The following is a 25,543-nucleotide window of genomic DNA, read 5'->3' on the forward strand; positions in this document are numbered from 1 at the left end:
AGGAGCCCGGCCATGAGCGGAGCCCTGAGCGGCGTCAAGGTGCTGGATTTGTCCATGAACCTGCCCGGCCCCTACCTCACCTGGCTCCTGGCCTGCCTGGGAGCCGAGGTCCTAAAGCTGGAAAACCCGGCGGGCGGCGACTACGGCCGGAGCATCGGCGGGAGCGAGGGCGATTCGCCCTACTTCCAGGCGGTGAACCGGGGCAAGAAGAGCCTGGCCCTGAACCTGGCCACGCCCCAGGGGCGCGAGGTGTTCTTCAAGCTGCTGGCCGAGTATGACGTGTTGGTGGAGGGCTTCCGGCCCGGGGTCATGGAGCGCCTGGGCCTGGGCTACGGGCAGGCCAGCGCGGCCCAACCGAAGCTGATCTATCTCTCGGTGAACGGCTACGGCCTGGAAGGCCCCAACCTTGAGCGCGCCGGGCACGACATCAACTACCTGGCCCTGGCCGGGGTGCTGGGCATGACCGGCTGCGCCAGCGGGGAGCTGGGCCTGCCCGGGGTGCAGATCGCGGATCTGGCCGGGGGCAGCCTCTTGGGCCTGAGCGGGCTCTTGGCCGCCTTGTACCAGCGGGAAAAGACCGGCCAAGGGCAGCTCATCGATGCGTCCATGTTCGACGGCTCGCTGTCATTGGCCACCATGGTTCAGGCCGGGGTGGCCACGGGCCGCGACGACCCCCGGCCCGGGCGCATGACCTTGAACGGCCGCTACCCCTGCTACAACCTCTACCGCACCAAGGGCGGAGGCTGGTTCTCCCTGGGGGCCCTGGAGCCCAAGTTCTGGCAAAACTTCTGCGCCGCCCTGGAGCGGCCGGATCTGCTTGACCGGCAGTTCGGCGGGCCCGAGGCGATTCAGGAAGTGGCGGCCATCTTCGCCCAGCGCACCCGGAGCGAGTGGGCCCGTTTCTGGAACGATCACGACGCCTGCTGCGAGCCGGTGCTCTCCCTGAACGAAGCGGTGGAATCGCCCCTGGCCCGGGCCCGAAGCATGATCGCCGACACGCCGATAGGGCCGCGCCTGGCCGCCCCGCTGAAGCTATCGGCCTCGCCCATTCAGGAGCAAGGCCCCGCCCCGGCCCTGGGGCAGCACACCCGCGAGGTGCTCTCCGCCCTGGGCTATGACGATTCACTAATAGAGGATATGGCCCGCCGCAAGATAGCGGGCCTTTAGGTTTGGGCTAGCCTTCCGAGCCTTCCGCCGGGGCCTGGTTAGCGGCCTCGGGCTTGGGCTCTGGCTTGGGCTCTGGTTCCGGCTTGGCCTTGGCCTCGGGCTGCGGCTCACCCGCGGCCTCTGCTTCCGGCTTGGCCTTGGGCTTGGGCTTGGCCCGGGAGCGGCGTCTGGGCTTGGGCTTGGGTTTGGCCTCGCCCTGGGGCTCGTCCTTGGCCTCGGGCGCGGCTTCGGCCTTGGCCTCGGGGGCCGCCTGGGCCTCGGGCGCGGGCGGGGCTTCGCTGGCGGAGCCGTTTTTCTCCGCCTCGGCCTGGGCGGCAGCCTCGGCTTGGGCGCGGGCCTTGGCCCGGGCGCGGCGCTGGGCCCCGGAGGGGCGGCGGCGCTTGCGTTTCTTGGGCGTTGGAGCCTCGCCCTCGGTCTCGGCGGCCCCGCCGTTGCCTTGCTCGGCGGGCGCGGCCTCGGAGGGCGGCGCGGCCTGACCCCGGCGGGATCTGGGCGACGGCTTGCGCTCGGGCTCGGGGGCCTTTTCGGCCTTCTCGGCCGGTTTGGCCGCCTCGGCCTCGGCCGGAGCGCTGGATTTCTTGCCCCGGCGGCGCTTGCGGCTGCTCTTCTTGGGCTGCTCCGGGGCGGGCTCCGGCTCGGCGGCCTTTTCCGGGGCCGGAGCGGGCTCTGACGCGGCCACGGCCGGGACCGGGGGAGCGGCCAGCTTCCAGGGCTCGCCGCAGGAGTCGATGTCGCAGTCCTCGGGCGCCAGGCCGTGCTCGGCCACCAGCTCCAGGCACACCCCGGAGGTGCTCTCCAGGCGGGCCAGCTCGCCGCGCTTGACGTTCTGCAGATACTGGGCGGTCTCCGGGGCCAGGCGCACCTGGAGGCCCTTGCCGTTGTACCCCCTGAGCTTCAGCTCCAGATTGCGCAGCACCGTGCGCCCCACCGCCTCGGTGGTGAGCACCATGCCCCGTCCGCCGCACATGGGGCAGGTCCGGGTGGCTCCGAAGTCGATGGCCGGGCGGATGCGCTGGCGGCTCATCTCCATCAGCCCGAAGCGGCTGATGTGGCCCACCGTGGTCTTGGCCTTGTCGCCCTTGAGGGCGTCCACCAGGGCCTTCCTGACCTTGCGCTGGTTGCCCCGGTCGCGCATGTCGATGAAGTCGATGACGATGAGCCCGCCCAGGTCGCGGAGTCTCAGCTGGCGGGCGATCTCGGCGGCGGCCTCGGTGTTCACCGCCAGGGCGGTCTCCTCCAGCTGCCGCCCGCCCGAGCTCTTGCCCGAGTTCACGTCCACCGAAACCAGGGCCTCGGTGGGCGAAATGACGATGCCCCCGCCGGAAGGCAGGCCCACCGCGGGCTGATACACGCTGGAGATCTGCTCTTCCAGCTGGTAGCGGGCGAAGATGGGCCGCTGCTGCTGGTAGAGCTTGACGATGTTCTTGCGGCGGGGGCTCACGGTGCCCACGAACGCCACCAGGCGATCGAAGATCACCGGATCGTCCACGTAGATCTCGGCCAGGTCCGAGGTGAACAGGTCGCGCACCGTGCGCACGGCCAGGTCCTCCTCCTTGTGGATCAGGCTGCGGGCCTTGGCGTTCTTGCCCCGCTTCTCGATGTCCTCCCACAGGCGCTGGAGCTGCTTGTAGTTGGTGGTCAGCTCGCGCTTACTGCGCCCTTCGGCGGCGGTGCGGGCGATGACCCCCAGTTCCCCGGGCCGCTCCAGGGACTCCAGGATCTGCTTGATGCGGGTCCGTTCCTTGTCATCGGCGATCTGGCGGGAGACCCCCACGTGGCCGTGGCCCGGGGTGACCACCAGATACTGCCCGGGGATGGACAGGTGGGTGGTCAGGGCCGCGCCCTTGTTGCCGGTCTCTTCCTTGACCACCTGCACCAGGAACTGGCGGCCCTTCTTGAGGACCTCCTGCAAGGGCGGCAGGCCCTTGGCCGGAGCGGAGTGCTCGGCCCAGAGGTCGTTGCGCAAATCGGCGATCTGCAAAAAGCCGTGCTTGGGGCGGCCGTAGTCGATGAAGGCGGCCTGCAACGAGGGCTCCACGTTGGCGACCACACCCTTGTAGATGTTGCCCCGGGTCTGAGCCTGGGCGGCGGTCTCCACGTAGAAGGCCTCCAGGCGGCCGTCCTCCACCACCGCCACGCGTAGCTCCTCGGAGCCGGTGGCGTTTATGAGCATCTTTCGTGACATGGGCGCTAGCTTACCCGAATGCTTGTGCTTTTGCTACGCAGGGAGGAAAAATAGTCGCCAAAGGGCATATTCGACCCCACCCCCAAGACCAAGGGCGCCCGCCCGGGGGCGGCGCGCCGCTTGCACAAGATTATTAGATATTTGTGGGCCCCGGGTCAACCGGGTCAATCCGCGCGGGCCTCCTGGAACTGCCGCACCTGATGCATGAAGGCCTCCAGGCGGATGCGGCTGCCGGTCTGCTCCTGGCCGTCCATGGCCATGGGCAGGAAGGGCAAATTGCCGTGGTCCTCGCGGAAGCGCTTCATCAGGGCGTTGACGATGGTGCCGGGCATGCAGGTGAAGGGGATCACGTTGATCACCCCGCAGGCCCCCCTGCTGAACATGTCGCGGCTCTTGCCCACCGAAAGGATGGCCTCGCCCTCGAAGCTGGGCTCCAGGTAGGGGTGGGCCATCTTGAGCACCTTTTTTACCTCGGGCTCGTGCAGGGTCTTCAAGGCCCCGTGCCAGGGGCGGCCCAGGGTTCGCTCGTCCTTGTGCTGGAAGTAGTTCTCCAACAGAGTGCCGATGAGGGCCGAGCGCTTTTTGAGCATCTTGGCCCTAAAGGCGCTGGTGTAGTTGGTGTAGAGCACCCACTCGCCGATGGTCGGGGTCCAGGCCTCGCCGCCCAGGGCCTCGATGGTGCGCACGATGTCCTCGTTGGCGAAGCGGTTGGCCCGGGTATAGATCTCGCCCACCACGCCCACCAGAGGCCGGTGGTTCACCCCGCTCTTGGGCACCGCCGCGAACTCCTTGCGCGCCTCGCCCATCACCTTGCCCAGGTCGCCCTTGACCTTCATGGTGTCGCAGACCTTCTGCAAAAAGCGCTGGTAGAGCGCGTCGGTCTCGCCGGGGTTGGCCTCATAGGGCCGGGTCTCGTGCAGGGCCTTCATGAGCAGATCGATGGCCACCACCCCCTGCCAGCCCAGGCGGGTGAAGTCGCTGCCCCCCACCATGCCCAGCTCCTTGTAAAAGGTCTCGGACTGGTCCGGGGAGTAGATGCGGACTTGTTCGAAGCCCAGCTCGTCCAGCACCAGGCGGTGGTAGCGGTGGTATTGGCCGAAGCGGCAGGGGCCGGTGCCGCCGGGCATGAAAAAGGCGGTCTTGTCCGGCGGCGCGCCCTCGTCTATGAGCAGCTTGAGCAAATCGCCGGTGGTCAGGGCGCAGGGGTAGCACTCCTTGCCCGAGGTGTGGCGGCGGCCTAGCTCCAGGGTGCGCTGGTCGCTGTCGGGCAGGACCACGGCGTGGCCACCGCAGGCCTCGAAGGCGGCAGCCACCGCCTGGGAGTGGTCGGTCATGGGCGGTATGTAGATGGTGCATCCGCTGGCGTCGGTGTTGCGCCGGGGCACCGCCCGGGGCGCGGGGGGCTCGGTGGTCACGTTGCCGATGGAGTCCAGGAAGGCCTCCAGCCGGGTGATGGCCCCCACGTCGGCCGAGTGCTCGTCGATCTCGATCTCCAAAAAGGGCTTGCCGTGCATGATGCGCCGGAAGAAGTGGCCGATGAAGCTGTCCGGGCCGCAGCCGAAGTTGGTGATGTAGATGGCGTGCAGGCGCGGGTCTTCCCGGGCGATGAGCGCGGCGGCCAGGATCTTCTGGCCGTAGCGCCAGTACATCTCCGAAAGCTCGGGGTGGCCCATGTGCTGGTCCAGGTCCAGGAAGTCCATGGGTATGCAGAACACGCCGAGCTGGCGCATCTTCTGGGGCAGGCCCAGGTTCAGGCCGGGGTCGGCCCCGTTGTAGGGGCGGCTGACCACCACCATGGCCTGGTCCTCCGGGCCCATGGAGGCCAGCACCTCGCGGCCCCGCTCCTTTAGCTTCCGGTTGAAGTCGTCCTGGGCCCACCAGCCGGCCACGATGGCCGCCTCCAGGCCCTTGGTGGAGCCGCCGAGGTCTTGGATCAGCTTCTTGAGGTCGGCCCGCATGGTCTTGGGGTCATAGCCGAAGCGCAGGGGGGTGTCCACCAGGCGGCTCTGGCCGAAGTCCAGGGCGGCCGGGGCGGTGTAGCACAGGGTCTGGGCATAGGGGCAGACCTGGCCGTAGCCCAGCTCGTTGGTGGGCACCGGCACGTTGACCAGGGAGGGCAACAGGATCGTCCCCACCCCCCGGTCGATCAGCTCGGCCAAATGGCCGTGGGCCACCTTCACCGGGAAGCAGGGCTCGTTGACCACCGCCTCCACGCCCTTGTGGATCAGCTTCTTGGTGCTGGGCCCGCTTATCTCGACCTCGTAGCCCATCTGGTTGAGGAAGGCGCTGAAGAAGGGCAGCCACTCGCGGAAGAACATGGTGCGGGGGATGCCCACCGTGCCCCGGCGCTTTTTCTCCTCCACCGGCTTGGCGTAGGAGAGCATGAGCTCCTCGCGCTCGGCGAAGAGGTCCGGTATGTCGGTGCGCACCTTGGTATCGCGCTCCAGGTCGTACTTGTCGCAGCGCGAGCCGTAGTACAGGGGCCGCTTGAGCCCCTCCACCTTCACCTGCCGTATGGAGCAGGCGTTGGGGCAGCCCTTGCACTCGAAGGTGGAGATGGCGTAGCCGGTCTGGCTCACCTCAAAGCCCTTGAAGGAACTCTCATCCCAGGTCCGTTCGCGCATGGCCAACAGCGCCGCGCCGATGGCCCCGGTCACGTCGTGGTGGGGCGGCACGTGGATGGGCTTGCCGGTCACCGCCTCGAAGGCGGCCACGATGCCGTGGTTGGCCGCCGTGGCCCCCTGGTAGAAGATCTTCTTGCCGACGGCCCGGTCTTCCACCACCTTGTTCAGGTAGTTGTAGACGATGGAGTAGCTGAGCCCGGCCACCAGGTCGTCGATCTCGGCCCCGGCCGCCTGATGGGAAACCAGGTCGCTCTCCATGAACACGGTGCAGCGCTCGCCCATGCGCACCGGGTTGGGCGCGGCCAGGGCCTTGGCCCCGAACTCGCCCTTGATGGCGATACCCAGTTTCTCGGCCTGCTCCTCCAAAAAGCTGCCCGTGCCCGCGGCGCAGACCTTGTTCATCATGAAGTCGACGATGGCCCCGTTCTCCAGGGAGATGTACTTGGAGTCCTGGCCGCCGATCTCGAAGATGGTGTCCACCTCGGGGTCGATGTGGGCCGCCGCCGTGGCCTGGGCGGTGATCTCGTTGCGCACGATGTCCGCGCCGATGAAGTCGGCGGTGAGGTAGCGGCCGCTGCCCGTGGTGCCCGCGCCCAGGATCTCCACCCGGTCGCCGATGGCCTTGCCCACCAGCTTGAGCCCTTCCTTGACCGCCTCCAGGGGGCGGCCCGCGGTGAGCAGATAGGCCTTGGCCAGCACCTCGCCCTGGGGGTCGATGACCACCACGTTGGTGGAGATGGAGCCCACGTCCACGCCCAGATAGCCGGTGAGCGGCCCCTCGGGCACGGTTATGGCCTTCAGGTCCTTGCCGTGGTGCGGGCCCAGCTCGAGCTTGGGCAGGCGCTTGGTCTCGCCCGCCGCCTCCTCGGCCCGTTGCCGAAGGGTATCCAGGCCGGCCACCGGGCGCGCCAGGCCCTGGTCGCGGGCGAACAGGGCCGCGCCCAGAGCGCCCACGCAGCCGAAGTCCTCGGGGATCAGAAGCTCGCCGGGCTCGATGGCCAGGATGTCCACCAAGGCGCGGTGCACCCCCTGGTTGGCCGCCACCCCGCCGATGAAGGCCACCGGCGGCACCACCTTTTTGCCCTTGGCGATGTTGGACTTGAGGTTTCTGGCCATGGCAAAGCACAGCCCGGCCACGATGTCGTAGTCCGGAGTGGCTTCCTGCTGGAGGTGGATCATGTCGCTCTTGGCGAACACCGAGCAGCGCCCGGCCAGGCGGGGCGGGGCCTCGCTTTTAAGGGCGATTTCGGAAAACTGCTCGATGGTGAGCTGCAAGCGGTGGGACTGCTGATCCAAAAACGACCCGGTGCCCGCGGCGCACATGGTGTTCATGGCGAAGTCCTCGATGCGCATACCCTCCGCGCCCGGACTCACCAGGATCATCTTGGCGTCCTCGCCGCCCATGTCGATGATGGTGCGGGCGGTGGGCACCGCCTGCTGCACGCCCCGCGCGGCGGCGATGATCTCGTTGACCACCTCCGCGCCCACCAGGGGAGCCAGGGTGGGCGCCCCCGAGCCGGTCACCGTCGCAGCCGCGAAGCTCTCGCGGGGATACTCGGCGAAGATGCGCTCCAGCACCTGGGCGGCCACGGCCAGGGGCCGCCCCTTGGTGCGGGTGTAATCGGCCATAAGCACCCGGCCGTCCGGGGCCAGGACCACGCTGTCCAGGCTCACCGAGCCCACGTCCAGGCCGAGAAAGAGTCCTTGCATCGCATCCGGGGCGGCTTTGCTCATGCTCGTCTATCCTGCTGAGGTGCGCTATACGCCGCGATAATAAGTCTCGCCGCTGTGCTCTTCTATCTTCAACTTTCCCTGGCGGGACAGTTCATGCAAAAGGCGTTCGGCTTGGGGCCGGTCCAGGCCCACCGCCGCGGCCACGTCGCTGAGGGTGCAGGGGCGGCGGCGGGTCATCTCCACCACCTGCTCCCCGGCTTGGCCCCGGTCCAGGCCCGCCTGGGCGGTGGGCGGCCCGCTGACCGCGCAGGGCAGGCCCAGCCCGGCCGCGATGGCCTCCAGGCGCTCCAGGCTGAGCGGCCGGGCCTTGGAGTAGGCCGGGGGCCGGATCACCGTGTTGAGCTGCACCAGCTCCGGGCCGATCTCGCGGGCCACCGCCCCCAAGGCCTCCAGGTGCTCCGGCGAGTCGTTGACCCCGGCCACCAGGAGTATCTCCAGCCACAGGCGGCCTTTGAACTCCCGGGCGAAGGCCTTCAGCCCCTCGATCACCTCGTCTATTATAAGCCCCGGCGCGGGGCGATTGACCGCCAGGAAGGTTTTTTGATCCACCGCGTCCAGGCTGGGGATCACCACGTCGGCCTCGGCCAGGTCGGCGCGCACCTGGGGGTCGCTCAGCAGCACCCCGTTGGTCAGCACCGCCACCTTGGCCGCGCCCAAGGCCTTGAGCCCGGCGATGACCCGGCCCAGCTCCAGATGCAGGGTGGGCTCGCCGCTGCCGGCCAGGGTGATGTAGTCCGGGGGCGCGGCCAGCTCGCCCAGGCGCGCTTGCACCTGGGCCAGCACCTGGTCCGCGTCGCGATACACCGCCCGCCGGGTGGTGTGCTCGGTGGTGCGTCCCAGCTCGCAGTATATGCAGTCCAGGGGGCAGGTCTTGGGGTAGACCAGGTCCACCCCCAGGCTTAGGCCCAGCCTGCGGCTGGGCACCGGACCGAAGACGGCCTGTTGGCCGCCGGATTTGCTCACAAGATTCCCTCCAGCCGAATAGGCTTAATGTGCCTTATAAATGTTCCAGCTAGGCGGGCTCCGTGTCAAGCCGCTGCCCGGCGGCAATCAGTTTACAGTTTTCCCGGGCTCCGGTAGACTCGGGCGTATGCAACTATTGGGCGTTACATTGCAATCTCCGTTCGTGGCCGCCCCGATGGCCGGGGTGAGCAGCCCGGCTTTTCGCCTGATGGCCCGCCGGGCCGGGGCGGCGATGGTCTACAGCGAGATGATCAGCGCCATAGGGCTCATGCGCCACCAGCCCCAGACCCGGCGCCTCATGCGCCAGATTCCCGGCGAGCGCCCCCTGGTCTTGCAGCTTTTCGGCTCCGACCCCGAGGCCATGCACCAGGCGGCCAAGGTGGCCAGCGCCGAGGAGGTGGACGCCCTGGACGTGAACATGGGCTGCCCGGTGAAGAAAGTCCGCCGCCAGGGCGCGGGCAGCGCACTGCTGGCCAGCCCCTCCCACGCGGCCGAGGTCTTCGCCGCGGTGAAGGAGGGCTCCCGCCTGCCGGTGAGCGCCAAGATCCGCCTGGGCCCCCGGCCCGACACCACCGAGACTCTGGTGTTCAAGCTGGTCAGCGCCGGAGCGGCGGCCATCACCCTGCACGCACGCACCGCTTCCCAGCTCTTCGGCGGCAAGGCCGATTGGGAGGCGATCAAGCGCTTGGCCTCCTGGTGCCCGGTGCCGGTTATCGGCAACGGCGACGTTTTCTCCGGCCGCGACGCGGTGCGGATGCTGGGCGAAACCGGCTGCGCGGCGGTGATGATCGGGCGGGGGGCCATGGGCGACCCCTGGATCTTCAGCCGGGCCGCCGCCCGCCTGGCCGGGCGCGAGCCCGAGCCGGTGACCCCGGCCATGAAGCGGGCCGCCCTGCAAGAGCATTTGGAGCTGGCCCGCTCCCTGGGCGGCGAGGGCCATGCCCTGCACTTCGTGCGCCAGTTCATGATGTGGTATTCCCGGGGCCTGCCCGGTGCGACGGCCTTCCGCCGGGCGGCCGGCTCCTGCAACGGCCTGGCCGAGCTGTGGCAAGAGTGCGAGAGATTCTTCGGCGGCCTGGAGCGGGCGGCATGAGGGTGCGCCTGGCCCGGCACGCGGGCTTTTGCATGGGGGTGCGCCGGGCCATGGAACTGGTCCTGGCCCAGGCCCACCATAGCGGGACCAAGGTCTACACCTACGGCCCCCTGATCCACAACCCCCAGGTGTTGGAGCTGTTGGCCGGCAAGGGCATCGAGGCGCTGGGGGAGATACCGCCGCCGGGCAGCATGGACGGAGGCACGGTGATCATCCGGGCCCACGGAGTGCCGCCCGAGGACAAGGCCCGCCTGAGCGAGGCGGGTTTCAGCCGTATCCTGGAGGGCACCTGCCCCCGGGTGATCCGGGTGCAGGCCATCATCAGCCGCGCGGCCAAAAAGGGCGCGGACGTGATCATCGTGGGCGACGCCAGCCACCCCGAGGTGGTGGGCCTGCTGGGTCACGCCCGGGGCCGGGGCCGGGTGGTGTCCAAGCCCATCGAGGTGGCCGATCTGCCTGAGCTCAAGCAGGTGGTGGCCGTGGCCCAGACCACCCAGACCAGCGAGAACTTCGCGGCCGTGGTGCGCGAGCTTACCAAGCGCTTCGGGCCGGTGGAGGTGCACGAGACGATCTGCGCGGCCACCCACCGCCGCCAGGACGAGGTGCGCGAGTTGGCCCGCCAGGTGGACGGCATGGTGGTGGTGGGCGGCCGCGACAGCGGCAACACCCGCCGCCTGGCCGAGGTGGCCGCCGAATCGGGCCGCCCGGTGTTTTTGGTGGAGACCGAAGAAGAGCTGGCCGCCAAGGACCTGGCCCCCCTGGGCACGGTGGGGGTGACCGCCGGGGCCTCCACCCCCAACTGGCTCATCAAGCGGGTGCTCCGCGAGCTGGCCTCCCTGCGCTCGGACCGCGAAGGCGGCCTGTCCTGGGCCCTGCGCCGCGGTTTCCGCTTCCTGGTGCGCTCCCAGCTGCTGGTGGCCCTGGGCGCGGCGGGGGTGACCGGAGCCAGCTGCCTCCTGCAAGAGCTGGTGCCCCACCCGGCCCTGGCCGCCCTGGCCTTCTTCTATATCTACGCCATGCACATCCTCAACCAGTTCCTGGACAAGGAAGCAGGCCAATACAACGACCCGGACCGGGCCCAGTTTTTGATCAAGCACCGCTTCCTGCTCATCGGGGCGGGCGTCTTCAGCGCGGCCGCCGCCCTGGTGCTGTGCTTTATGATAGGCACCTTGCCCTTCATCGTGGTCAGCCTGTTGAGCCTACTGGGCATCACCTATTCGCTCCCGATGGTGCCCCCTCCCCTGCGGCGGCGGCTCAACTTCGCCAGCCTCAAGGACATACCCGGCTCCAAGACGGTGAGCGCGGCCGGGGCCTGGGCGGTGGTGGCCGCGGTCCTGCCGCCCATGGCCTTCAACATCTGGCATCCGGTGTATTTGTCCCTGGCCTTTGTCTATGTGGCCACCCTGGTCTTCTGCCGCTGCGCCATCTTCGACGTGCTCGACGTGCAGGGCGACCTAGTGGTGGGCAAGGAGACCCTGCCCATCGTCCTGGGCGAAGCCAAGACCCAGCGGCTGGTGTGGTGGCTCTTGGGCGGCCTGGCCGGGCTGATGCTCCTGGCCCCCCTGGTGGGGGCTCCGGCCGGGGTGAGCTGGTCGCTCTTGTTGCCCATCGCGGGCATGGCCCTGATGCAGCGGGTGCTGGTCCGGGGCGACATGCTGCCCGGCGCGCTCAGCGAGGGCCTGGTGGATCTGAACTTCTGGCTGGCCGGGGCCTTGGCCCTGGCCTGGTGGCGGCTGTAAGGCCGGCTTCGCCAGCCGCCGGGAGATAGAGATGGAAACTCTGCAAGCCATCCTGGGGCGGCGCACGGTGCGCAGCTTCGCCCAAGACCCCATCGCCCCCGCGACCCTCGAGGCCTTGGTCAACGCGGCGCGCATCGCGCCCTCGGGGGCCAACTTGCAGCCCCTGGAGTTCGTGGTGGTCACCGAGCCCGAGCTTCGGGAAAAGGTCTTCGCGTGTCTCAAGTGGGCGGCCTACACCACCCCCCGGGGCACCCCGGACGCCGAGCACCGCCCCACCGCCTACGTGGCCATCTGCGTGCGCCAAGAGTACAAGGCCTCGGTGGGCAGCGACTACGACCTGGGCGCGGCGGCGGCCACTCTGTCCATCCTGGCGGTGGACCTGGGCCTGGGCTCCTGCTGGCTGAAAAACATCAACTACCCCAAGGTGTCCAAGCTGCTGGGCCTGCCCGAGGGCGTCAAGCTGGACTCCATCCTGGCCCTGGGGGTGCCCGCCGAGGAGCCCAAGCAGGTGGAGCTGAGGCCCACCGACAGCGGCCGCGAGGTGATCAAGTATTGGCGCGACGAGAACGAGCAGCAGTTCGTGCCCAAGCGCAGCCTGGAGACGGTGCTGCACTGGGAGCGCCACCGGGGCTAGGCCAAGAAAAACGGCCGCCGGGCTGATCCGCCGAGGCCGCTGGAAACCATCCCGCCGCTTGGCTAGCGGCCCGTGTCCTTGAGTTCCCGCGCCCGCTGATCAAAGCGCCGGGCCGCCTCCAGCTGGAAGGAGGCGCCCAGGTGGCGCTTCTGCTCCTGGAAGCGGCGGCTGGTGCGCTCCCACAGCTCCTCCAACTCCTCCAGGCTCTTCAGGCGCGCCAGGCGGGCGTTGATGCGGTCCAGCCACTGGATGCGCAGGCGCTCGGCGTTCATCTCGAACAGATCGCGCAGGGCCGCCTGGCGGTCGGGGTTCAGCGGCAGCTCCAGTCCCTGGTCCCAGGCGGCCTGGAACATCTCCTCCAGGCGCTCCAGATCGCTCTCCAGGGCCATGCGCCGCCGCATGCGCTCCAGGAACTGCCCTCCCAAGCGGTCCAGGTTTTCCCGGAAGGCCTCCTCCAGGCGCTGCTGATAATCCAGGCTGCCCTGGGCGGTGAGGGTGAGCTTCTTCAGCTCCTGGTGATAGATGCGCTTGAGCTTGCCCGGACTGGAGGCGCGGCGCACCGCCTCGATCTTGCGCCCCAGGCGCAACGAGTCGGCCACCCCCAGGCTGACCATGCGCTGCAAGGGCTCCAGGCCCAGGCTCAGGCCCTCGCGGGCCCCGATCAGGCCCGAAGCCGACTGGGGGTCCTCCACCAGGGCCGCGTAGTCCAGCCCGCCCACCAGTTCGTTGACTATCTCGAACTTGCGGCCCATGACCCGGGCCAGGGGCGCGAAGCTCACGGTAACCGGCCCCCCGGCCGCCTCGGGCAGCAGGGCCGCCGCGGCCAGGCCCAAAGTCAAAAGGCGGATCTGGTTGGGATAGGACAAGCGCTCGGCCGCCTGGGAAAAGGAGGCCAGGCGGCGGGGCTGGTCCTCGCGGGCCAGAGAGGGCAAGAGGAACTCGCGCACCGGCTCGCTGAGCTGCTCCAGGCCCCAGAGCACCCGGCGTCCCTCGTAGAGGTCGCGCTCGAAGTGCAGCGCGCCCACGGAGCGGAGGTTCTTGAGCCGGTAGATGTATTTAACCGGCACCTCGTTTTCCAGCATGAAAAGGTCGCTGGCATCGATGCGCACCAGGCCCCGGAGTTGGAGCAGGCGGTTGATGCCCGCCAGCACCCGGCCCTTTTCCAGCCAGGGCTCGCGGTCCCCGGCGGGCAGGCGGGTGTTGTCCAGCATGTGCCGCAGGCTCACCGCCGGAGCCCCGTCCTCGCGCAGCTCCAGATAGCGTTCCAGGGCCAGGCGGCGGCGGGCGGTGTCGGCGATCAGCTCCTCCTGGGCCTGGCGGGCCGAGGAGCCGGTGGCCGAGAGGCGGCGCATCAGGTCCAGGCGGGCGAAGTAGCGCTCCAGGAGATCCTCGGTCATCAGGCCCTCGCGGCGGGCGGCCCCGCAGACCACGGCCAAGAGGAACAGCGCCTCCACCAGGGGCGGGTCTTGCCAATCCAACAGCGGCCTGAGCCCCGCCAGACAGGCCTCGCCGAAGATCACCTGCCGGAACAGGTCGTGGCTCTCCAAAAGAAAAGCCAAATCGCGCGGCTGGCCCGGCCCCAGCTCCAGGTAGCTGAGTAGCGGCGAGGAGGACGCGGCCAGGGCGCCCTGGGGCCACTGCTCGTCGTAGAGCAGCACGGCCAGCATGAGCAGGCGGCCGATCTGGGGCTGGCGGCTGAGCAGCTGGGCCAGGGAGGAGGTCAGGCGCTGGAACTGGATCGGCGCGACCCCCACGATGCCCGCCGCCGAGGCCCCGAACTCCTGGCGGGCCATCTCGTGGCTCAGCTGCATGTCCTGGAAGCCCTCCAGGCGGCGTTGCTCCAGGGCGCTGAGCTTGAAGGCGGCGGCCAGGCGGCGCCGGGTCATGGGGTGCCCCGCCGGTTGGGGCAGCAGGCGGTCCATGATATGCGGAGTGTGCCTGAGCATCCGGTCCAGGTGGTCGGCGAAGCGGGGCAGATAGAAAAGCTGCTCCACCAGATAGCGCTCCAGGCGTCCCCGCAGGCGCTCGGCGCGGTCGGCCATTTCCTTGAGGGCCTGGGGCATGGGCTGGAGTTGGGCCGCGAAGAAGCGGGAGAGCTCGTGGCAGGAGCGGTCCATCCGCCCCAGGCGGGCGGCCGGGGTGGCGGCCAGGGGTCCGGCCTCGGTCTCGCGCACCAGGCGGCTCAGGCGGTTCAGCTCCTGGCCCGGGTCGATGAACAGGGGGGTCAGGGCCCCGGTGGCCGGGTCCAAGACCAGATAAAGGCCCGAGTCGCCCAGATAGGCCTCCTTGCCCGCGGCCAGGGTCTTGCGCAGCCGCACCAGGTCGGCGGGCGGCAGCTCCTCGGGCGTGAAGGCCGCCAGGGCGCGGCGCAGCTTGCTCAGGCGCTCGTCCAGGCCGGCCAGGTCGCCCCCGGCCAGCAGGGGGTTGAAGTTGATCAGGTGCTTTTCGCTCACGTGCACGCTGATCCACAGCAGGGTGAAGCTGGCCGCCGTGCCCAGGCGGGGCAGCAAGCGGCCGGTGCCGTGCAGCTCGCTGCTTAAGAGGGCGCGGAAGAAATAGGGCCGGGCCGACTCGTCGCCCTGGTAGTAGTGCTCCACGAAGCGCCGCTCCTGGCGCACCAGCTCGATGACCTGGCCGATGCGCTCCAGGCGGCCGGGGTCGAAATCGGCCATGGCCTCCTTTTCGCGCGGGCCGGAGCGCTCCAGGCGCTGCCAGTCGTCCAGGTATTCGAACAGGTCGAACATCTTGAGCATCTTGCGGGTGGCCTTGGCCTGCACCCCGCCCGCCCGGCTTATCTGGGCGTCCAGGATGTCGTCCCAGGTGAGGCCCGGCTCGGTGAGCACCCGGATGGCCTTGTCGTAGAGCTCGAACATCTCCTTGGCCTGGCCGGGGCTCAGGCCCGCCGCGCTGGCCGCCGCGGCCTCGGCCACCGAGAGCAGGCGGTAGAGCCTGACCGTGGCCAGGGCCTCCTCGATGTCCGCGTAGTTGTTCAGGTCGGTCAGGGGGTGCAAAGAGGTCTCGGGCAGCTTGCCGAAGGTCACGCGGGTCATGGTGGAGTGGCCCAGCACCATGAGATAGAGCTGCAACAAGGGGCCGGGCTCCACCCCCATGAGCGAGAGCTGCTCCAGGTTGTCCAAGACCGGGGTGCGCGGCCCCAGCACGTTCTGGGGGTTGAGCCGCTCCTCCAGGCGGGCCAGGCGCGGAGCCAGCTCCATGAGCCGGCGCACGTCCCTTAGCTGGTTCTGGTGGGCGCTGGCCTCGAAGGGCTTGCGCAAACGGCTCAGCTCCAGGCCGGGCAACTGGGTGTAGAGCCCCTGGCGCACCTGCTCCAGTATCTCCAAGACCCTGAGCACATAGCCGAAGGAGTCCTTGTAGGCGGCCAGAAGCTCGCGCTCGCAGCCCGCGATGCGCCGCCGGCGCACCCGCCCAGCCACCGCCTCGGCGGTCTCGGGGGGCTGGCGGCGCGCCCCCTGGAACAGGGCCAGGGTGGCCGGGAACACGCCCTCGATCTGGTAGCGCGACTCCCACTCGGAGCGCTGCACCTCGGGCAGCACCGTGGTCAGGCGCTCGGAAGAGAAAAAGGCCCCGAACCACCGACTCCATCCGGCCAGGAGGCGCTCGTCGCTGCCCCGGGGCAGGGGCAGGTCCTGGTAGTCCAGGCGGTCTATCTGCTCCGGCTCCAACGAGGCCAGGCTGCGCCCTTCCAGCAGGCCTTCCACGGTCTCGTGGTACACCCCCAGGCCGCTGAGGAAGGAGTAGAAGTCGAAGCGGTTGACCTCCATGGCCAGGTCCCCGGCGCTCTGATAGCGGCGGCGGGTGCGGTAAACGTGGCTGAACATGAGGAAGCGCTTGAAGTCCAGCTGGTTCCTGAACTGCACCTCCATGGTGTCGTGGGTGGAGGCCAGGGGCCGGTCGGCGAGTATGAGCAGCTCGCCGCCTTCGCCCAGGAGCTGGTGCAAACGGCTGGCCGCGAAGTAGCCCAGGTCCTCGCGGGAGCGCCGTTCGTCGGGCTCGGCCGCCCCGGCCAAGCGCAAAAAGTCGCCGAAGAGCTCACGGGGCTCGGCCACCAGCACCAGGGCCTCCAAGAAGGCGGGCGGGTGGGTGACCGCCTCCAGGGAGTCGAGCACCACGAACTCCAGGTGGGGCATGCGGCTGCTCAGCTCGGGCAACAAGAGCTCGCTCTCGATGCTCACCAGGCCGACCCTGAGCGTCTCCTTGAGCCGCCGGGCCATGAGCCCGCTGAGGAAGGCGATGATCTCGTCGGCCCGGGCCCGCACCTCCACCAGGAAGTGGGCCAGGTATTGCCGGGGGATGAGGTAGAAGGGCGCGCCCTGGCGGCTGTAGCGGATGAGCATCCCCAGGCGCTTGAAGATGTCGTTGAGCTTGCGGTAGTTGGCCGCCACGTCGCCCGCGTTGCCCAGGTCCAGCTTTTCCACCAGCTCGGCCTCGGCCGGAGGCAGGGTGGCGTGCTCGAACAGGCCCAGGCCGTAGGCGTTGCCCCCCATGCGGTCGGGCAAAAACGGCGGGTGATCCTCGGCCGGATAGGTGCCCAGGGGCACGTCCTCCGGATCGATGCCCAGCTCACCGAAGCGCTCGGGGTCGATGATGCGGTAGAGTCCCGCCAAACGCCGCGCTTCGGGGGGCAGGGCCGCCTTGGAGCCGGGATGGGGCACTAACTTCCTCTGATCCTCGGGTGTAGGCGCAAAATGTTAAACCCTTGAATTGCAAGTGTCAACGCGGCTTGACCCTTGCCAAGACGAGAGCTAGGCTGGGAGCAGACCGATAAAAACCAAGAAGGCGGATCATGGAAGCAAGCCAGGCGCTTGTCAAGCGCATTGAAGAGTATGCCCCCCAGATGATCGAGGCCCAGCGGGCCATGGTGGCCATCCCCGCCCTGGGGCCCGTCAACGGCGGCCAGGGCGAGCTGGCCAAAACCCGGCTCATCCAGGGCTGGCTGGAGGAGCTGGGCCTGGAGCTGACCCGGGTGGACGCCCCGGACGAGCGGGTGGAAAGCGGCATCCGGCCCAACCTGCTGGCCGTATTGCCCGGCGGCGACGGCCCCCGCGCCTGGGTCTTGGGCCACACCGACGTGGTGCCCGAGGGCGAGCGCGAGCTGTGGTCCTCCGATCCCTGGACCCTGCGGGTGGAGGGCGATTTGATCTATGGCCGGGGGGTGCAGGACAACCACGCGGCCATCGTGTCCTCCTTGTTCGCCATCAAGGCGCTCAAGGAGCTGGGCATAACCCCGCCCGGCGACGCGGGGCTCATCGCGGTGGCCGACGAGGAAACCGGCTCGGGTTACGGCCTGGATTACGTGCTGGACCAGAAGCCCGAACTGTTCGCGCCCCAGGATTTGATCATCGTGCCCGACGCGGGCGAGCCCGACGGGCTGTTCATCGAGGTGGCCGAGAAGTCGCTGTTGTGGCTCAAGGTGACCGTCCTGGGCAAACAGGTGCACGGCTCCACCCCGCACAAGGGGGTCAACGCCCTGTACACCGCGGCGCGCATGATGGTGCGTACCCGGGAGCTGGCCTCCCAACTGGGCGGCGAGAACCCCCTGTTCGACCCCATGGTGACCACCTGCGAGCCCACCCGCAAGGAGGCCGGGGTGAGCAACATAAACACCGTGCCCGGCCGCGACGTGTTCTACATCGACTGCCGCATCTTGCCGGGCATCCCCCTGGAGGACGCCCTGGCCCTGTTCCGCTCCGAGTTCGAGGCCATCGCCGCCCAGGAGGGGGCCAGGGTGGAGATCGAGCCGGCCATGTATTTGCAGGCCCCCCCGGCCACCGACACCGAAGCCCCGGTGGTCCAGGCCCTCACCCGGGCCATCAGCCGGGTGCACGGGGCCCGGCCCACGGTGGGCGGGGTGGGCGGCGGCACGGTGGCCGCCTTCTTCCGCCAGCGGGACCTGCCGGTGGCGGTGTGGAGCACCTGCGAGCACTCGGTGCACCAGCCCGACGAGTTCGCCAAGGTGTCGTCCATGGTGGCCGACGCCAAGGTGCTGGCCCTGATCTACGCCGGCCTGGCCTAGCTTAAAGAGGAGACGCCATGAAAAGGCTGTTCATGCTGGCCGCCCTGCTGGTGGCCCTGTGCCTGGCCGCCGCGCCCGCCTGGGCCGGTCCGGTGCTGGACCGCGTGCTCAAGAACAAGACCCTGGTGGTGGGCATCGCCACCGGCCTGCCCCCCCTGAGCGCCAAGACCGTAAAAGGCAAATACATGGGCCTGGACGTGGACATCGTCACCGGCCTGGCCGCCTCCCTGGGGGTGAAGGTCAAGTGGCGCCCCATGGCATTCGACAAGCTGATCAAGGCCGCGGCTTCGGGCGAGGTGGACGTGGCGGTGGGCGGCATCACCATCACCCCGGCGCGCAACGCCAAGGTGTTCTTCGCGGGCCCCTACTTCGTCTCCGGCCAGACGCTGTTGGCCACCGAGAAGGTGGGCGCGAGCATCAACGGCCTGGCCGACGTGAACCGCCCCGGCTTCAGCGTGGCCGTGGCCGAGGGCACCACCGGCGAGCGGGCGGTGCGCGAGGTGATGCCCAAGGCCAGGATAATACTGGCCCCGAACAACGACGAGGCCCTGAAGATGGTGCTCCGGGGAGCGGTGAGCGCCATGGTGGCCGACTACCCCTACTGCGCGGTGGCGGTGTTTAGGAACCCCGAGGCCAAGCTGGGCACCCTGCAAAAGCCCTTCACCTTCGAGCCGCTGGGCCTGGCCCTGCCCCCCAGCGACGCCCTGTGGGACAACCTGGTGACCAACTACCTCTTCGAGCTGGAGGGCGGGGGCAAGATGAACTACCTCAAGAACCGTTGGTTCAAGAACCCGGGCTGGATGCGCCTGCTGCCCAAGTAGACGCCGCCGGAGCCCGGCGGCAAGGGAGCTTTTTTATTCCGGCCCGCATTAGGTTCTTGCCTACCCCGGCCGGCTTGGCCCATTATTGGGCCATAGTTTGGCACAACCCAATTTTGCAAGGAGTATCCCCATGCTGAAGCGCGGATTGTTATTGAGCTTGATCCTGGCCCTGGTGCTGGCCTTCGCCGCCACCGCCCTGGCCGGGCCGGTGGTCGACCGCGTGGTCAAAAAAGGCGTGCTGGTGGTGGGCACGGCCGGCGACTATCCTCCCCTGAACTTCAAGGCCACCAACGGCAAGGCCATGGGCCTGGACGTGGACGTGGCCACCATCATGGCCAAGGCCCTGGAGGTCAAGCTCCAGATCAAGATGATGCCCTTCCCCAAGCTCATGAGCGCGCTGAAAAAGGGCGAGGTGGATCTGGTGATCTCGGGCATGACCATGCTGCCCAAGCGCAACCTCGAGGTCTGCTTCGCCGGGCCCTACTTCATCACCGGGCAGGGATGCCTGATGAAGGGTGACCTGATGATGAAGGTGCGCGGCCTGATGGACCTGAACCAGCCCATGTACACCACCGCCGTGTCCGCCGGCACCACCGGCGAGATGACCGCCAAGCAGCTTCTGCCCAAGGGCAAGATCCTGGTGGTCAAGGACAACGACGCGGCCCTCCAGGCCCTGATCACCGGCAAGGCCCAGGCCCTGATGGCCGACTTCCCCTTCTGCGTGCTGGCCTCCTTCCGCCACCGCAAGGACAACCTGGCCGCCCTGGAGAAGCCCTTCACCTACGAGCCCCTGGGCGTGGCCGTGGCCGCCAACGATCCCCAGATGCTCAACCTGGTGAACAACTACCTGGGCACCCTCAACGCCTCGGGTGGCCTGGACCAGCTCAAGAAGCGCTGGTTCAAGAAGTCCGACTGGATGAAAAACCTGCCCCAGGTGAAGTAACCCGCGCATTACCGAATAAAGAGGCCCCGCCCGAATCGGGCGGGGCCTTTTCTGTTTTGTTTGCCAAGGGCGCGGCTAGGCGACCGGCACTAAAGACGGCACAGCCAGCCGCCGCGGGGCAAGGCGGAAACGGGCGAGGGACGCAGAGGTTGACAACGCCGCCCTGGGGTGGCTGGCGAAGCCGTCAGTCCTGCTCGGCCTTGCATTCGGGGCACACCGTCCCGCCGCCCTTCTTCTCCACCACAAAGGGATGACCGCAGGAGGCGCAGGCGATGGGCAGGGGCTTTTTCCAGGTGGCGTAGTCGCACTTGGGGTAGTTGTCGCAGCCGTAGAAGTTCTTGCCCCTACGGGAGCGCTTCTCCACGATCTCGTGGCCGCACTTGGGGCAGTCCACCCCCACGGGCAGGCCCTTGCTGAAGCGGCACTTGGGGTAGTTGTCGCAGGAGATGAAGCGTCCGCCCGAGCGGGTGGGCTTGATCACCAGCTGCCCGCCGCACTTGGGGCATTTTTCGTCCAGGGGCTCCACGGGAGGCTTTTCCATGGCCTTGCCGTCTTCGTCCAGGGGCAGGACGTGCTTGCACTTGGGATAGGCGGTGCAGGCCAGGAAGGGGCCGTAGCGGCCTTTTTTGACCGCCATGGGCGCGCCGCACTTCTCGCAGGTCACGCCCGGATCCTCGGGCGGCTCCTCGGGCACGATCTTGCCGTTGTCGTCGCGGGTGAAGTCAAAGGTGGTCTTGCACTCCGGGTAGCCGGAGCAGGCCAAAAACTCGCCGTGCTTGCCCAGGCGGATGGCCATCTTCTTGCCGCAGGTGGGGCAGTCCACGTCGGTGACCAGGCCCTTGCCCTTGACCTGGCGCATGCCGGTCTTGGCCTCTTCCAGGGCCTTGGCAAAGGGGCCGTAGAACTCGTCCAGGAGCTTGCGCCAGTCGCGCTTGCCCTCCTCCACCTGGTCCAGGCTCTGCTCCAGCTGGGCGGTGAAGTCCACCTCCATGATCTGGGGGAAGCTCTCCACCAACAGATCGCTGACCACGTTGCCCATCTCGGCGGGGGCCAGCTGGCGCTTTAGCTTCTTGACGTACTTGCGGTCCACCAGAGTGGAGATGATGGAGCTGTAGGTCGAGGGGCGTCCGATGCCCTTCTCTTCCAGCTCCTTGACCAGGCTGGCCTCGGAGAAGCGCGGAGGCGGCTGGGTGAAGTGCTGCTTGGGGTCGAGACCCTCCAGCTTGAGCTCCTGGCCTTGGTCCAGGGGGGGCAGCGTGCCCTCCTGCTCGGGCTCCTCGCCGTTGTCCTTGCCCTCTTCGTAGACCGCGGTGAAGCCGGGGAAGGTCTTGATCTGGCCGTTGGCCCGCAGCTCGCCGGCGCCCGCGCTGATCTTGGCCTGGGTGCGGTCGAACAGGGCCGGGGCCATCTGGCTGGCGATGAAACGCTGCCAGATGAGGCGGTAGAGCTTGAGCTCGTCGCCGCTCAGATACTTGGCCATGGCCTCGGGGGTGCGGGCCGCGCTGGTGGGGCGCACCGCCTCGTGGGCGTCCTGGGCCCCGGAGCGGCTCTTGTACACGTTGGGCTTGGCGGGCAGGTAGTCGGCCCCGTAGCGCTGGCCGATGAGATCGCGGGCCTCGGCCATGGCCGGCTGGGCCAGGCGGGTGGAGTCGGTTCGCATGTAGGTGATCAGACCCACCGCGCCCTCTTCGGTCTCCTTGCCCTCGTAGAGCCGCTGGGCCAGGCTCATGGTCTTTTTGGTGGTGAAGCCCAGCTTGCGGTAGGCCTCCTGTTGCAGGGTGGAGGTGATGAAGGGCGGGGCCGGGCGGCGCTTGACCTGCCGCTTGCTCACCTCGCTCACCACGAAGTCCTGGCCGGTGATGGCGTCCACTCCGGCCTGGGCCTCGGCCTGGTTGGTGGGCGCGAACTTCTTGCCGTCCACCTTGAGTAGCTTGGCCTCGAACACCGGCGGGTTGCCGTCGCTCAGCTGGGCGGTGACGGTCCAGTATTCCTGGGGCTGGAAGGCCTGGATGGCCCGCTCCCGCTCCACGATTATGCGCAGGGCCACCGACTGCACCCGCCCGGCGGACAGGCCGCCGCGCACCTTTTCCCAGAGCAGGGGCGAAATCTGATAGCCCACCAGACGGTCCAGCACCCGGCGGGCCTGCTGGCTGTCGTAGCGGTGGTGGTCCAGGGTGGCGGGCTCGTTCACCGCCTTGAGGATGGCGCCCTTGGTCAGCTCATGGAACAGCACCCGGTGATAGGACTCCAGGGGGCGTCCCAGCTCCTTGGCGATGTGCCAGGCGATGGCCTCGCCCTCGCGGTCCGGGTCCGGGGCCAGGAACACCTCGTCGGCCGCCTTGGCCGCCGCCTTGAGCTCCCGGACCACCTTTTCCTTGCCTGGGATCACCTGATACTCGGGGGTGAAGTCCCCGTCCAGGTCCACGCCCAGGCGTTTTTTGGGCAGGTCCACCACATGGCCCACCGAGGCCTTCACCGCGAAGTCCTTGCCCAGGTACTTCTTGATGGTGCGGGCCTTGGCCGGCGATTCCACTATGAGCAGATTTTTTGCCATATCAAAAAGCTGTCGCTCTCCGGCTCGATTAATCCCCCAGGGGGTTCCTAGAGGTTAAGCACATAATTCTTGCCCGGCAACTCCCGTACCCGGTCGCAGAGCACCAGGTTGAGTAGCAGGGTGTTGAGCGCGCCGTGGTCCAGGCCGCTGGCCCGGGCGATGAGGTCGATGTGCCTGGGCTCCACGCTCAGGTGCTTCAGCAGCTCGGCCTCGGCCGGGGTGGGCTCGCCCAGGTCCTGGGGCCGGGGGTCGGCCGGGCCCGGCCCCGGCGGCAGGGCCCCGGGCTCCAAAAGGTCCCGGCTGCTGGTGAGGATGTGGGCCCCGTCCTTGATGAGCTGATTGCAGCCCGCGCTCAAGGGCGCGCCCACCGGCCCGGGCACGGCCCACACCTCGCGGCCCTGCTCCAGGGCGTGACGCGCGGTGATGAGCGAGCCGCTCTTGAGGCCCGCCTCCACCACCACCACGATGCGGGCCAGCCCGCTGATCACCCGGTTGCGCACCGGGAAGTGGGCCGGGGCGGGCTGGGTGCCCAGGGGAAACTCGCTGACCACCGCCCCTTCTTGGGCCATCCTCTTTATAAGCTCGCGGTGCTCCCGGGGGTAGGTCACGTCCAGGCCGCAGCCCAACACGCCCACCGTATGGGCCCCGGCCTCCAGGGCCGCCCGATGGGCCGCGCCGTCCACCCCCCGGGCCAGGCCAGAGACCAGGCTCTTTCCGTCCAGGGCCCGGTCGCGCCCCAAATCCACGGCCAGGCGCTGGCCGTAGGGGCTCATCTTCCGGCTGCCCACCACGGCCACCCCGCCATCATGGCAAGGAGCCAGATCGCCCCGCGCGAACAAAACCGGCGGCGGGGCCAGGATGTTGGCCAGCACGGTGGGGTAGTCCGGCGAGCGCAGGGTGATGACCCGGGCGCCCAGGCGCTCCAGGCCGCGCATCTCCGCCTCGGGGTCCGCGCTCCAGGCCCGGCAGTGCACCGCGCGGGCCACCTCCTCGCGCAGGCGGGGGATGGCCTTGAGCGCGCCCAGGGGCGCCCCCAAGGCCGCGCCCGGCGAGCCGAAGGCCTCCACCAGGCGGGCGTAGGTTATGCTGCCCACCCCGGGAATGAGCTTCAGGCCCAGCCAGTCCAATAGCTCCTGGGGGCCTTGGCTTGGTGATAGCTCCTCCATGGGGTCAAGAAGCTAACCAGCCGACCCATGATCGGTCAAGGGGTTTTTCTGTGGCGCGCCTCCGTACTATAATGTCCTAACCTGCCTCTCCCCACTCCGCCAGTACAGACGAGTGCCTATGACGGGATCCAAAAGACCGAACCACGCTAACAGCGCTAACGACATACTACATGTAAATAAAGAAGCGACAGTGTGACCCAAAAACTCAACAAGCAGAGCGAAAACGCCGCAGGAAGGCACCGACCAAGTGTCACAGATAGGCTACGGAATTATTGTCATAAATTTTTCCCAAATTTAATTCTAAGTTCACATGCAAAATTATTCGAAAATACAATGCGCAAACGAGATCAAGAGAAAAACCAAAAAACCACGCCTCCGCCAGATGAAAAAATCGATTTTAAATGCCTATGGGCAGTAGAGTTTTACTTACCATCCCACACAGAACAATTAATATCAGGCTTAGAAAAGCTCCACTGGGGCGGCGACAACAATTCCCGGTCAACAACAGATATAATCAAATGGATTAAGAGCACGAGGAACAGCGCTTTTGGTGGAGGATGGCTAAATTTGGGTTATATCCTTCGCCCAGACAGCAAAAGGTATATTGGACATATCAGACGCGCACCGCTCCCTCCGAGCGTAGACTCGGCAATAGGAAGAATATATAGTTTAACCTCTTCAATAACTTGTGTGGTTATTTGCTTTATTCTTAAGGAAGAACCGTCTGAACAGTTCAATGTTGTGCTTAAGACAGAATTTGCCACTACTCAAAAAGCTATATCTAAAACAGGCTATAAGATAATCGAACCATACTTCCACAAAAAAACAGCCATAAAGGACATCAGAAATAATATTCGCTCCGAAGCTAAGACTTGGTTCAGGAATTTTTTACCGGGATTCTTCTCAACAGATAGTGTAAACGGCGAATTTCCAACATGTGAGCTAACAACGCTTTTACAGCAAGAGCCTCTCCCCGCTTCACGAGGCGAACGCTCAACTCGCCTGGGGTGGCTAGAATTACTCGGCTTGGATTACGATTTCAGGACTTGGCGCTCAGAACACCCAGAATTAAAACTAAACTGGTCTACCAGGCTTGAGGAGGATCAAAGCTCTCACTGTCTAATAAGTTGCAGAAAAGATTCTATATCCGATGAGGAATTAAAACCATACGGCGGAGGCAAAACTAGTCTTGTAGTGTACATTGATATGCTTTTAAACGATCTTATAAGTCGTTGGGCCATTTTGACGATGTTAACCTCTTTTGAGCGCTACCTAAATTCTATACGTGACACAATCACCTTTACACCGATAAAAGGCGGAGCATCTTTAATACTACTTAAAAAACTAAGCGCACATTTCTCTAATAGTGTAAACATATCTATAGTATCTTCTGAACTTAGACGCTTCGCTAGTCAACCTAGAAGATTCGACCACGAATGCGCAGCCTTTAACCCCACACATCCTAAATATTATGGAGAAGATAAAGCTACTTTATGTAAAACACTTAGAGAGATTATTATCGAACGATCAAAGCGTCTAAACAACTTCGACAGGACAACGCGCGATCTGTTAGCTCAGTTCGGAACAATGATAAGCTCGCACGAAAACATCGGCCTACAGGGCCGAATAGGGAAGTTAACACTTGTGCTAGTATTTCTAACAATAGTCCTGTTAGCACTTACATTGATCACTGCTTTAAACCTTCCCCTCGACTGGTCGGCCTACCGCGGATATCTATCCTCGCTGCTTCACAGCTAGCATCTTCGGCTTTGTCCAGTTCCCGCTGCCGACCACAATCCACCTTAAAACCTTCCTACTCTCATTGACACGCCCCACGCCGCTGGGTTACTTTTGCTCTTGCGCCCGCTACCGCACAGACCGGCGGG

General features: G+C 66.9%; 14 protein-coding genes. 8 read left to right on the top strand and 6 right to left on the bottom strand.

Going from position 1 to position 25,543, the window contains the following annotated elements; translation table 11 throughout:
• Positions 1-12: 12 nt before the first annotated feature.
• On the top strand, positions 13-1,167 hold the full coding sequence (locus tag KQH53_10690; protein ID MCB2227132.1) for a CoA transferase: 1,155 nt from the start codon (positions 13-15) through the stop codon (positions 1,165-1,167).
• A gap of 7 nt (positions 1,168-1,174) precedes the next feature.
• On the opposite strand, the gene KQH53_10695 is transcribed toward KQH53_10690, so the two are convergent.
• From KQH53_10695 to KQH53_10705, 3 genes are all read right to left on the bottom strand, one after another.
• Complete coding sequence (locus KQH53_10695; GenBank protein MCB2227133.1) at positions 1,175-3,352, bottom strand: Rne/Rng family ribonuclease; 2,178 nt, start codon at positions 3,350-3,352, stop codon at positions 1,175-1,177.
• Between the two features lie 164 nt (positions 3,353-3,516).
• Positions 3,517-7,710, bottom strand: coding sequence for a hypothetical protein (locus KQH53_10700; protein MCB2227134.1), 4,194 nt, complete (start codon positions 7,708-7,710; stop codon positions 3,517-3,519).
• A gap of 24 nt (positions 7,711-7,734) precedes the next feature.
• The gene (locus KQH53_10705) at positions 7,735-8,673 is read right to left on the bottom strand and encodes a radical SAM protein (GenBank protein MCB2227135.1); all 939 of its coding nucleotides are present in this window, start codon (positions 8,671-8,673) and stop codon (positions 7,735-7,737) included.
• Between the two features lie 148 nt (positions 8,674-8,821).
• Between KQH53_10705 and KQH53_10710 the strand changes: the two genes are divergently transcribed.
• From KQH53_10710 to KQH53_10720, 3 genes are read left to right on the top strand one after another with little or no spacing between them, the layout of a single operon-like run.
• Positions 8,822-9,766, top strand: coding sequence for a tRNA-dihydrouridine synthase family protein (locus KQH53_10710; GenBank protein MCB2227136.1), 945 nt, complete (start codon positions 8,822-8,824; stop codon positions 9,764-9,766).
• Complete coding sequence (gene ispH, locus KQH53_10715) at positions 9,763-11,505, top strand: 4-hydroxy-3-methylbut-2-enyl diphosphate reductase (GenBank protein ID MCB2227137.1); 1,743 nt, start codon at positions 9,763-9,765, stop codon at positions 11,503-11,505. The genes KQH53_10710 and ispH overlap by 4 nt, the downstream gene beginning before the upstream one ends.
• Before the next feature lie 31 nt (positions 11,506-11,536).
• Complete coding sequence (locus KQH53_10720; GenBank protein ID MCB2227138.1) at positions 11,537-12,139, top strand: nitroreductase family protein; 603 nt, start codon at positions 11,537-11,539, stop codon at positions 12,137-12,139.
• A 62-nt stretch (positions 12,140-12,201) separates the two neighbouring features.
• On the opposite strand, the gene KQH53_10725 is transcribed toward KQH53_10720, so the two are convergent.
• Positions 12,202-16,812, bottom strand: coding sequence for a hypothetical protein (locus KQH53_10725; protein ID MCB2227139.1), 4,611 nt, complete (start codon positions 16,810-16,812; stop codon positions 12,202-12,204).
• Between the two features lie 131 nt (positions 16,813-16,943).
• Between KQH53_10725 and KQH53_10730 the strand changes: the two genes are divergently transcribed.
• From KQH53_10730 to KQH53_10740, 3 genes are all read left to right on the top strand, one after another.
• Positions 16,944-18,173 carry a M20 family metallo-hydrolase gene (locus KQH53_10730; GenBank protein ID MCB2227140.1) on the top strand — a complete coding sequence of 410 codons (1,230 nt, stop codon included), beginning with the start codon at positions 16,944-16,946 and terminating at the stop codon, positions 18,171-18,173.
• 17 nt (positions 18,174-18,190) lie between these two features.
• Complete coding sequence (locus tag KQH53_10735) at positions 18,191-18,994, top strand: transporter substrate-binding domain-containing protein (GenBank protein MCB2227141.1); 804 nt, start codon at positions 18,191-18,193, stop codon at positions 18,992-18,994.
• Positions 18,995-19,124: 130 nt separating this feature from the next.
• Positions 19,125-19,937: a transporter substrate-binding domain-containing protein gene (locus KQH53_10740; protein MCB2227142.1), complete on the top strand. Its 813-nt coding sequence runs from the start codon at positions 19,125-19,127 to the stop codon at positions 19,935-19,937.
• Positions 19,938-20,121: 184 nt separating this feature from the next.
• Here the strand turns inward: KQH53_10740 and topA are convergent, their stop codons facing one another.
• Positions 20,122-22,491: a type I DNA topoisomerase gene (gene topA, locus KQH53_10745; protein ID MCB2227143.1), complete on the bottom strand. Its 2,370-nt coding sequence runs from the start codon at positions 22,489-22,491 to the stop codon at positions 20,122-20,124.
• A gap of 47 nt (positions 22,492-22,538) precedes the next feature.
• A complete protein-coding gene (gene dprA, locus KQH53_10750; GenBank protein ID MCB2227144.1) occupies positions 22,539-23,618 on the bottom strand; it encodes a DNA-processing protein DprA in 1,080 nt (359 codons plus the stop codon).
• A 231-nt stretch (positions 23,619-23,849) separates the two neighbouring features.
• Here dprA and KQH53_10755 point away from each other — a divergent pair, with 231 nt between their 5' ends.
• A complete protein-coding gene (locus KQH53_10755) occupies positions 23,850-25,415 on the top strand; it encodes a hypothetical protein (protein MCB2227145.1) in 1,566 nt (521 codons plus the stop codon).
• The last annotated feature ends 128 nt before the right edge of the window (positions 25,416-25,543 follow it).

The sequence above is a fragment of the Desulfarculaceae bacterium genome, assembly GCA_020444545.1.
Lineage (GTDB): Bacteria > Desulfobacterota > Desulfarculia > Desulfarculales > Desulfarculaceae > Desulfoferula.

Excerpts from the sequence above, each read along its gene's own strand:
- KQH53_10720 (MCB2227138.1), top strand. The coding sequence starts at position 11,537 with ATGGAAACTCTGCAAGCCATCCTGGGGCGGCGCACGGTGCGCAGCTTC.
- KQH53_10700 (MCB2227134.1), bottom strand. The coding sequence starts at position 7,710 with ATGAGCAAAGCCGCCCCGGATGCGATGCAAGGACTCTTTCTCGGCCTG.
- ispH (MCB2227137.1), top strand. The coding sequence starts at position 9,763 with ATGAGGGTGCGCCTGGCCCGGCACGCGGGCTTTTGCATGGGGGTGCGC.
- KQH53_10695 (MCB2227133.1), bottom strand. The coding sequence starts at position 3,352 with ATGTCACGAAAGATGCTCATAAACGCCACCGGCTCCGAGGAGCTACGC.
- topA (MCB2227143.1), bottom strand. The coding sequence starts at position 22,491 with ATGGCAAAAAATCTGCTCATAGTGGAATCGCCGGCCAAGGCCCGCACC.
- KQH53_10690 (MCB2227132.1), top strand. The coding sequence starts at position 13 with ATGAGCGGAGCCCTGAGCGGCGTCAAGGTGCTGGATTTGTCCATGAAC.
- KQH53_10730 (MCB2227140.1), top strand. The coding sequence starts at position 16,944 with ATGGAAGCAAGCCAGGCGCTTGTCAAGCGCATTGAAGAGTATGCCCCC.
- KQH53_10735 (MCB2227141.1), top strand. The coding sequence starts at position 18,191 with ATGAAAAGGCTGTTCATGCTGGCCGCCCTGCTGGTGGCCCTGTGCCTG.
- KQH53_10740 (MCB2227142.1), top strand. The coding sequence starts at position 19,125 with ATGCTGAAGCGCGGATTGTTATTGAGCTTGATCCTGGCCCTGGTGCTG.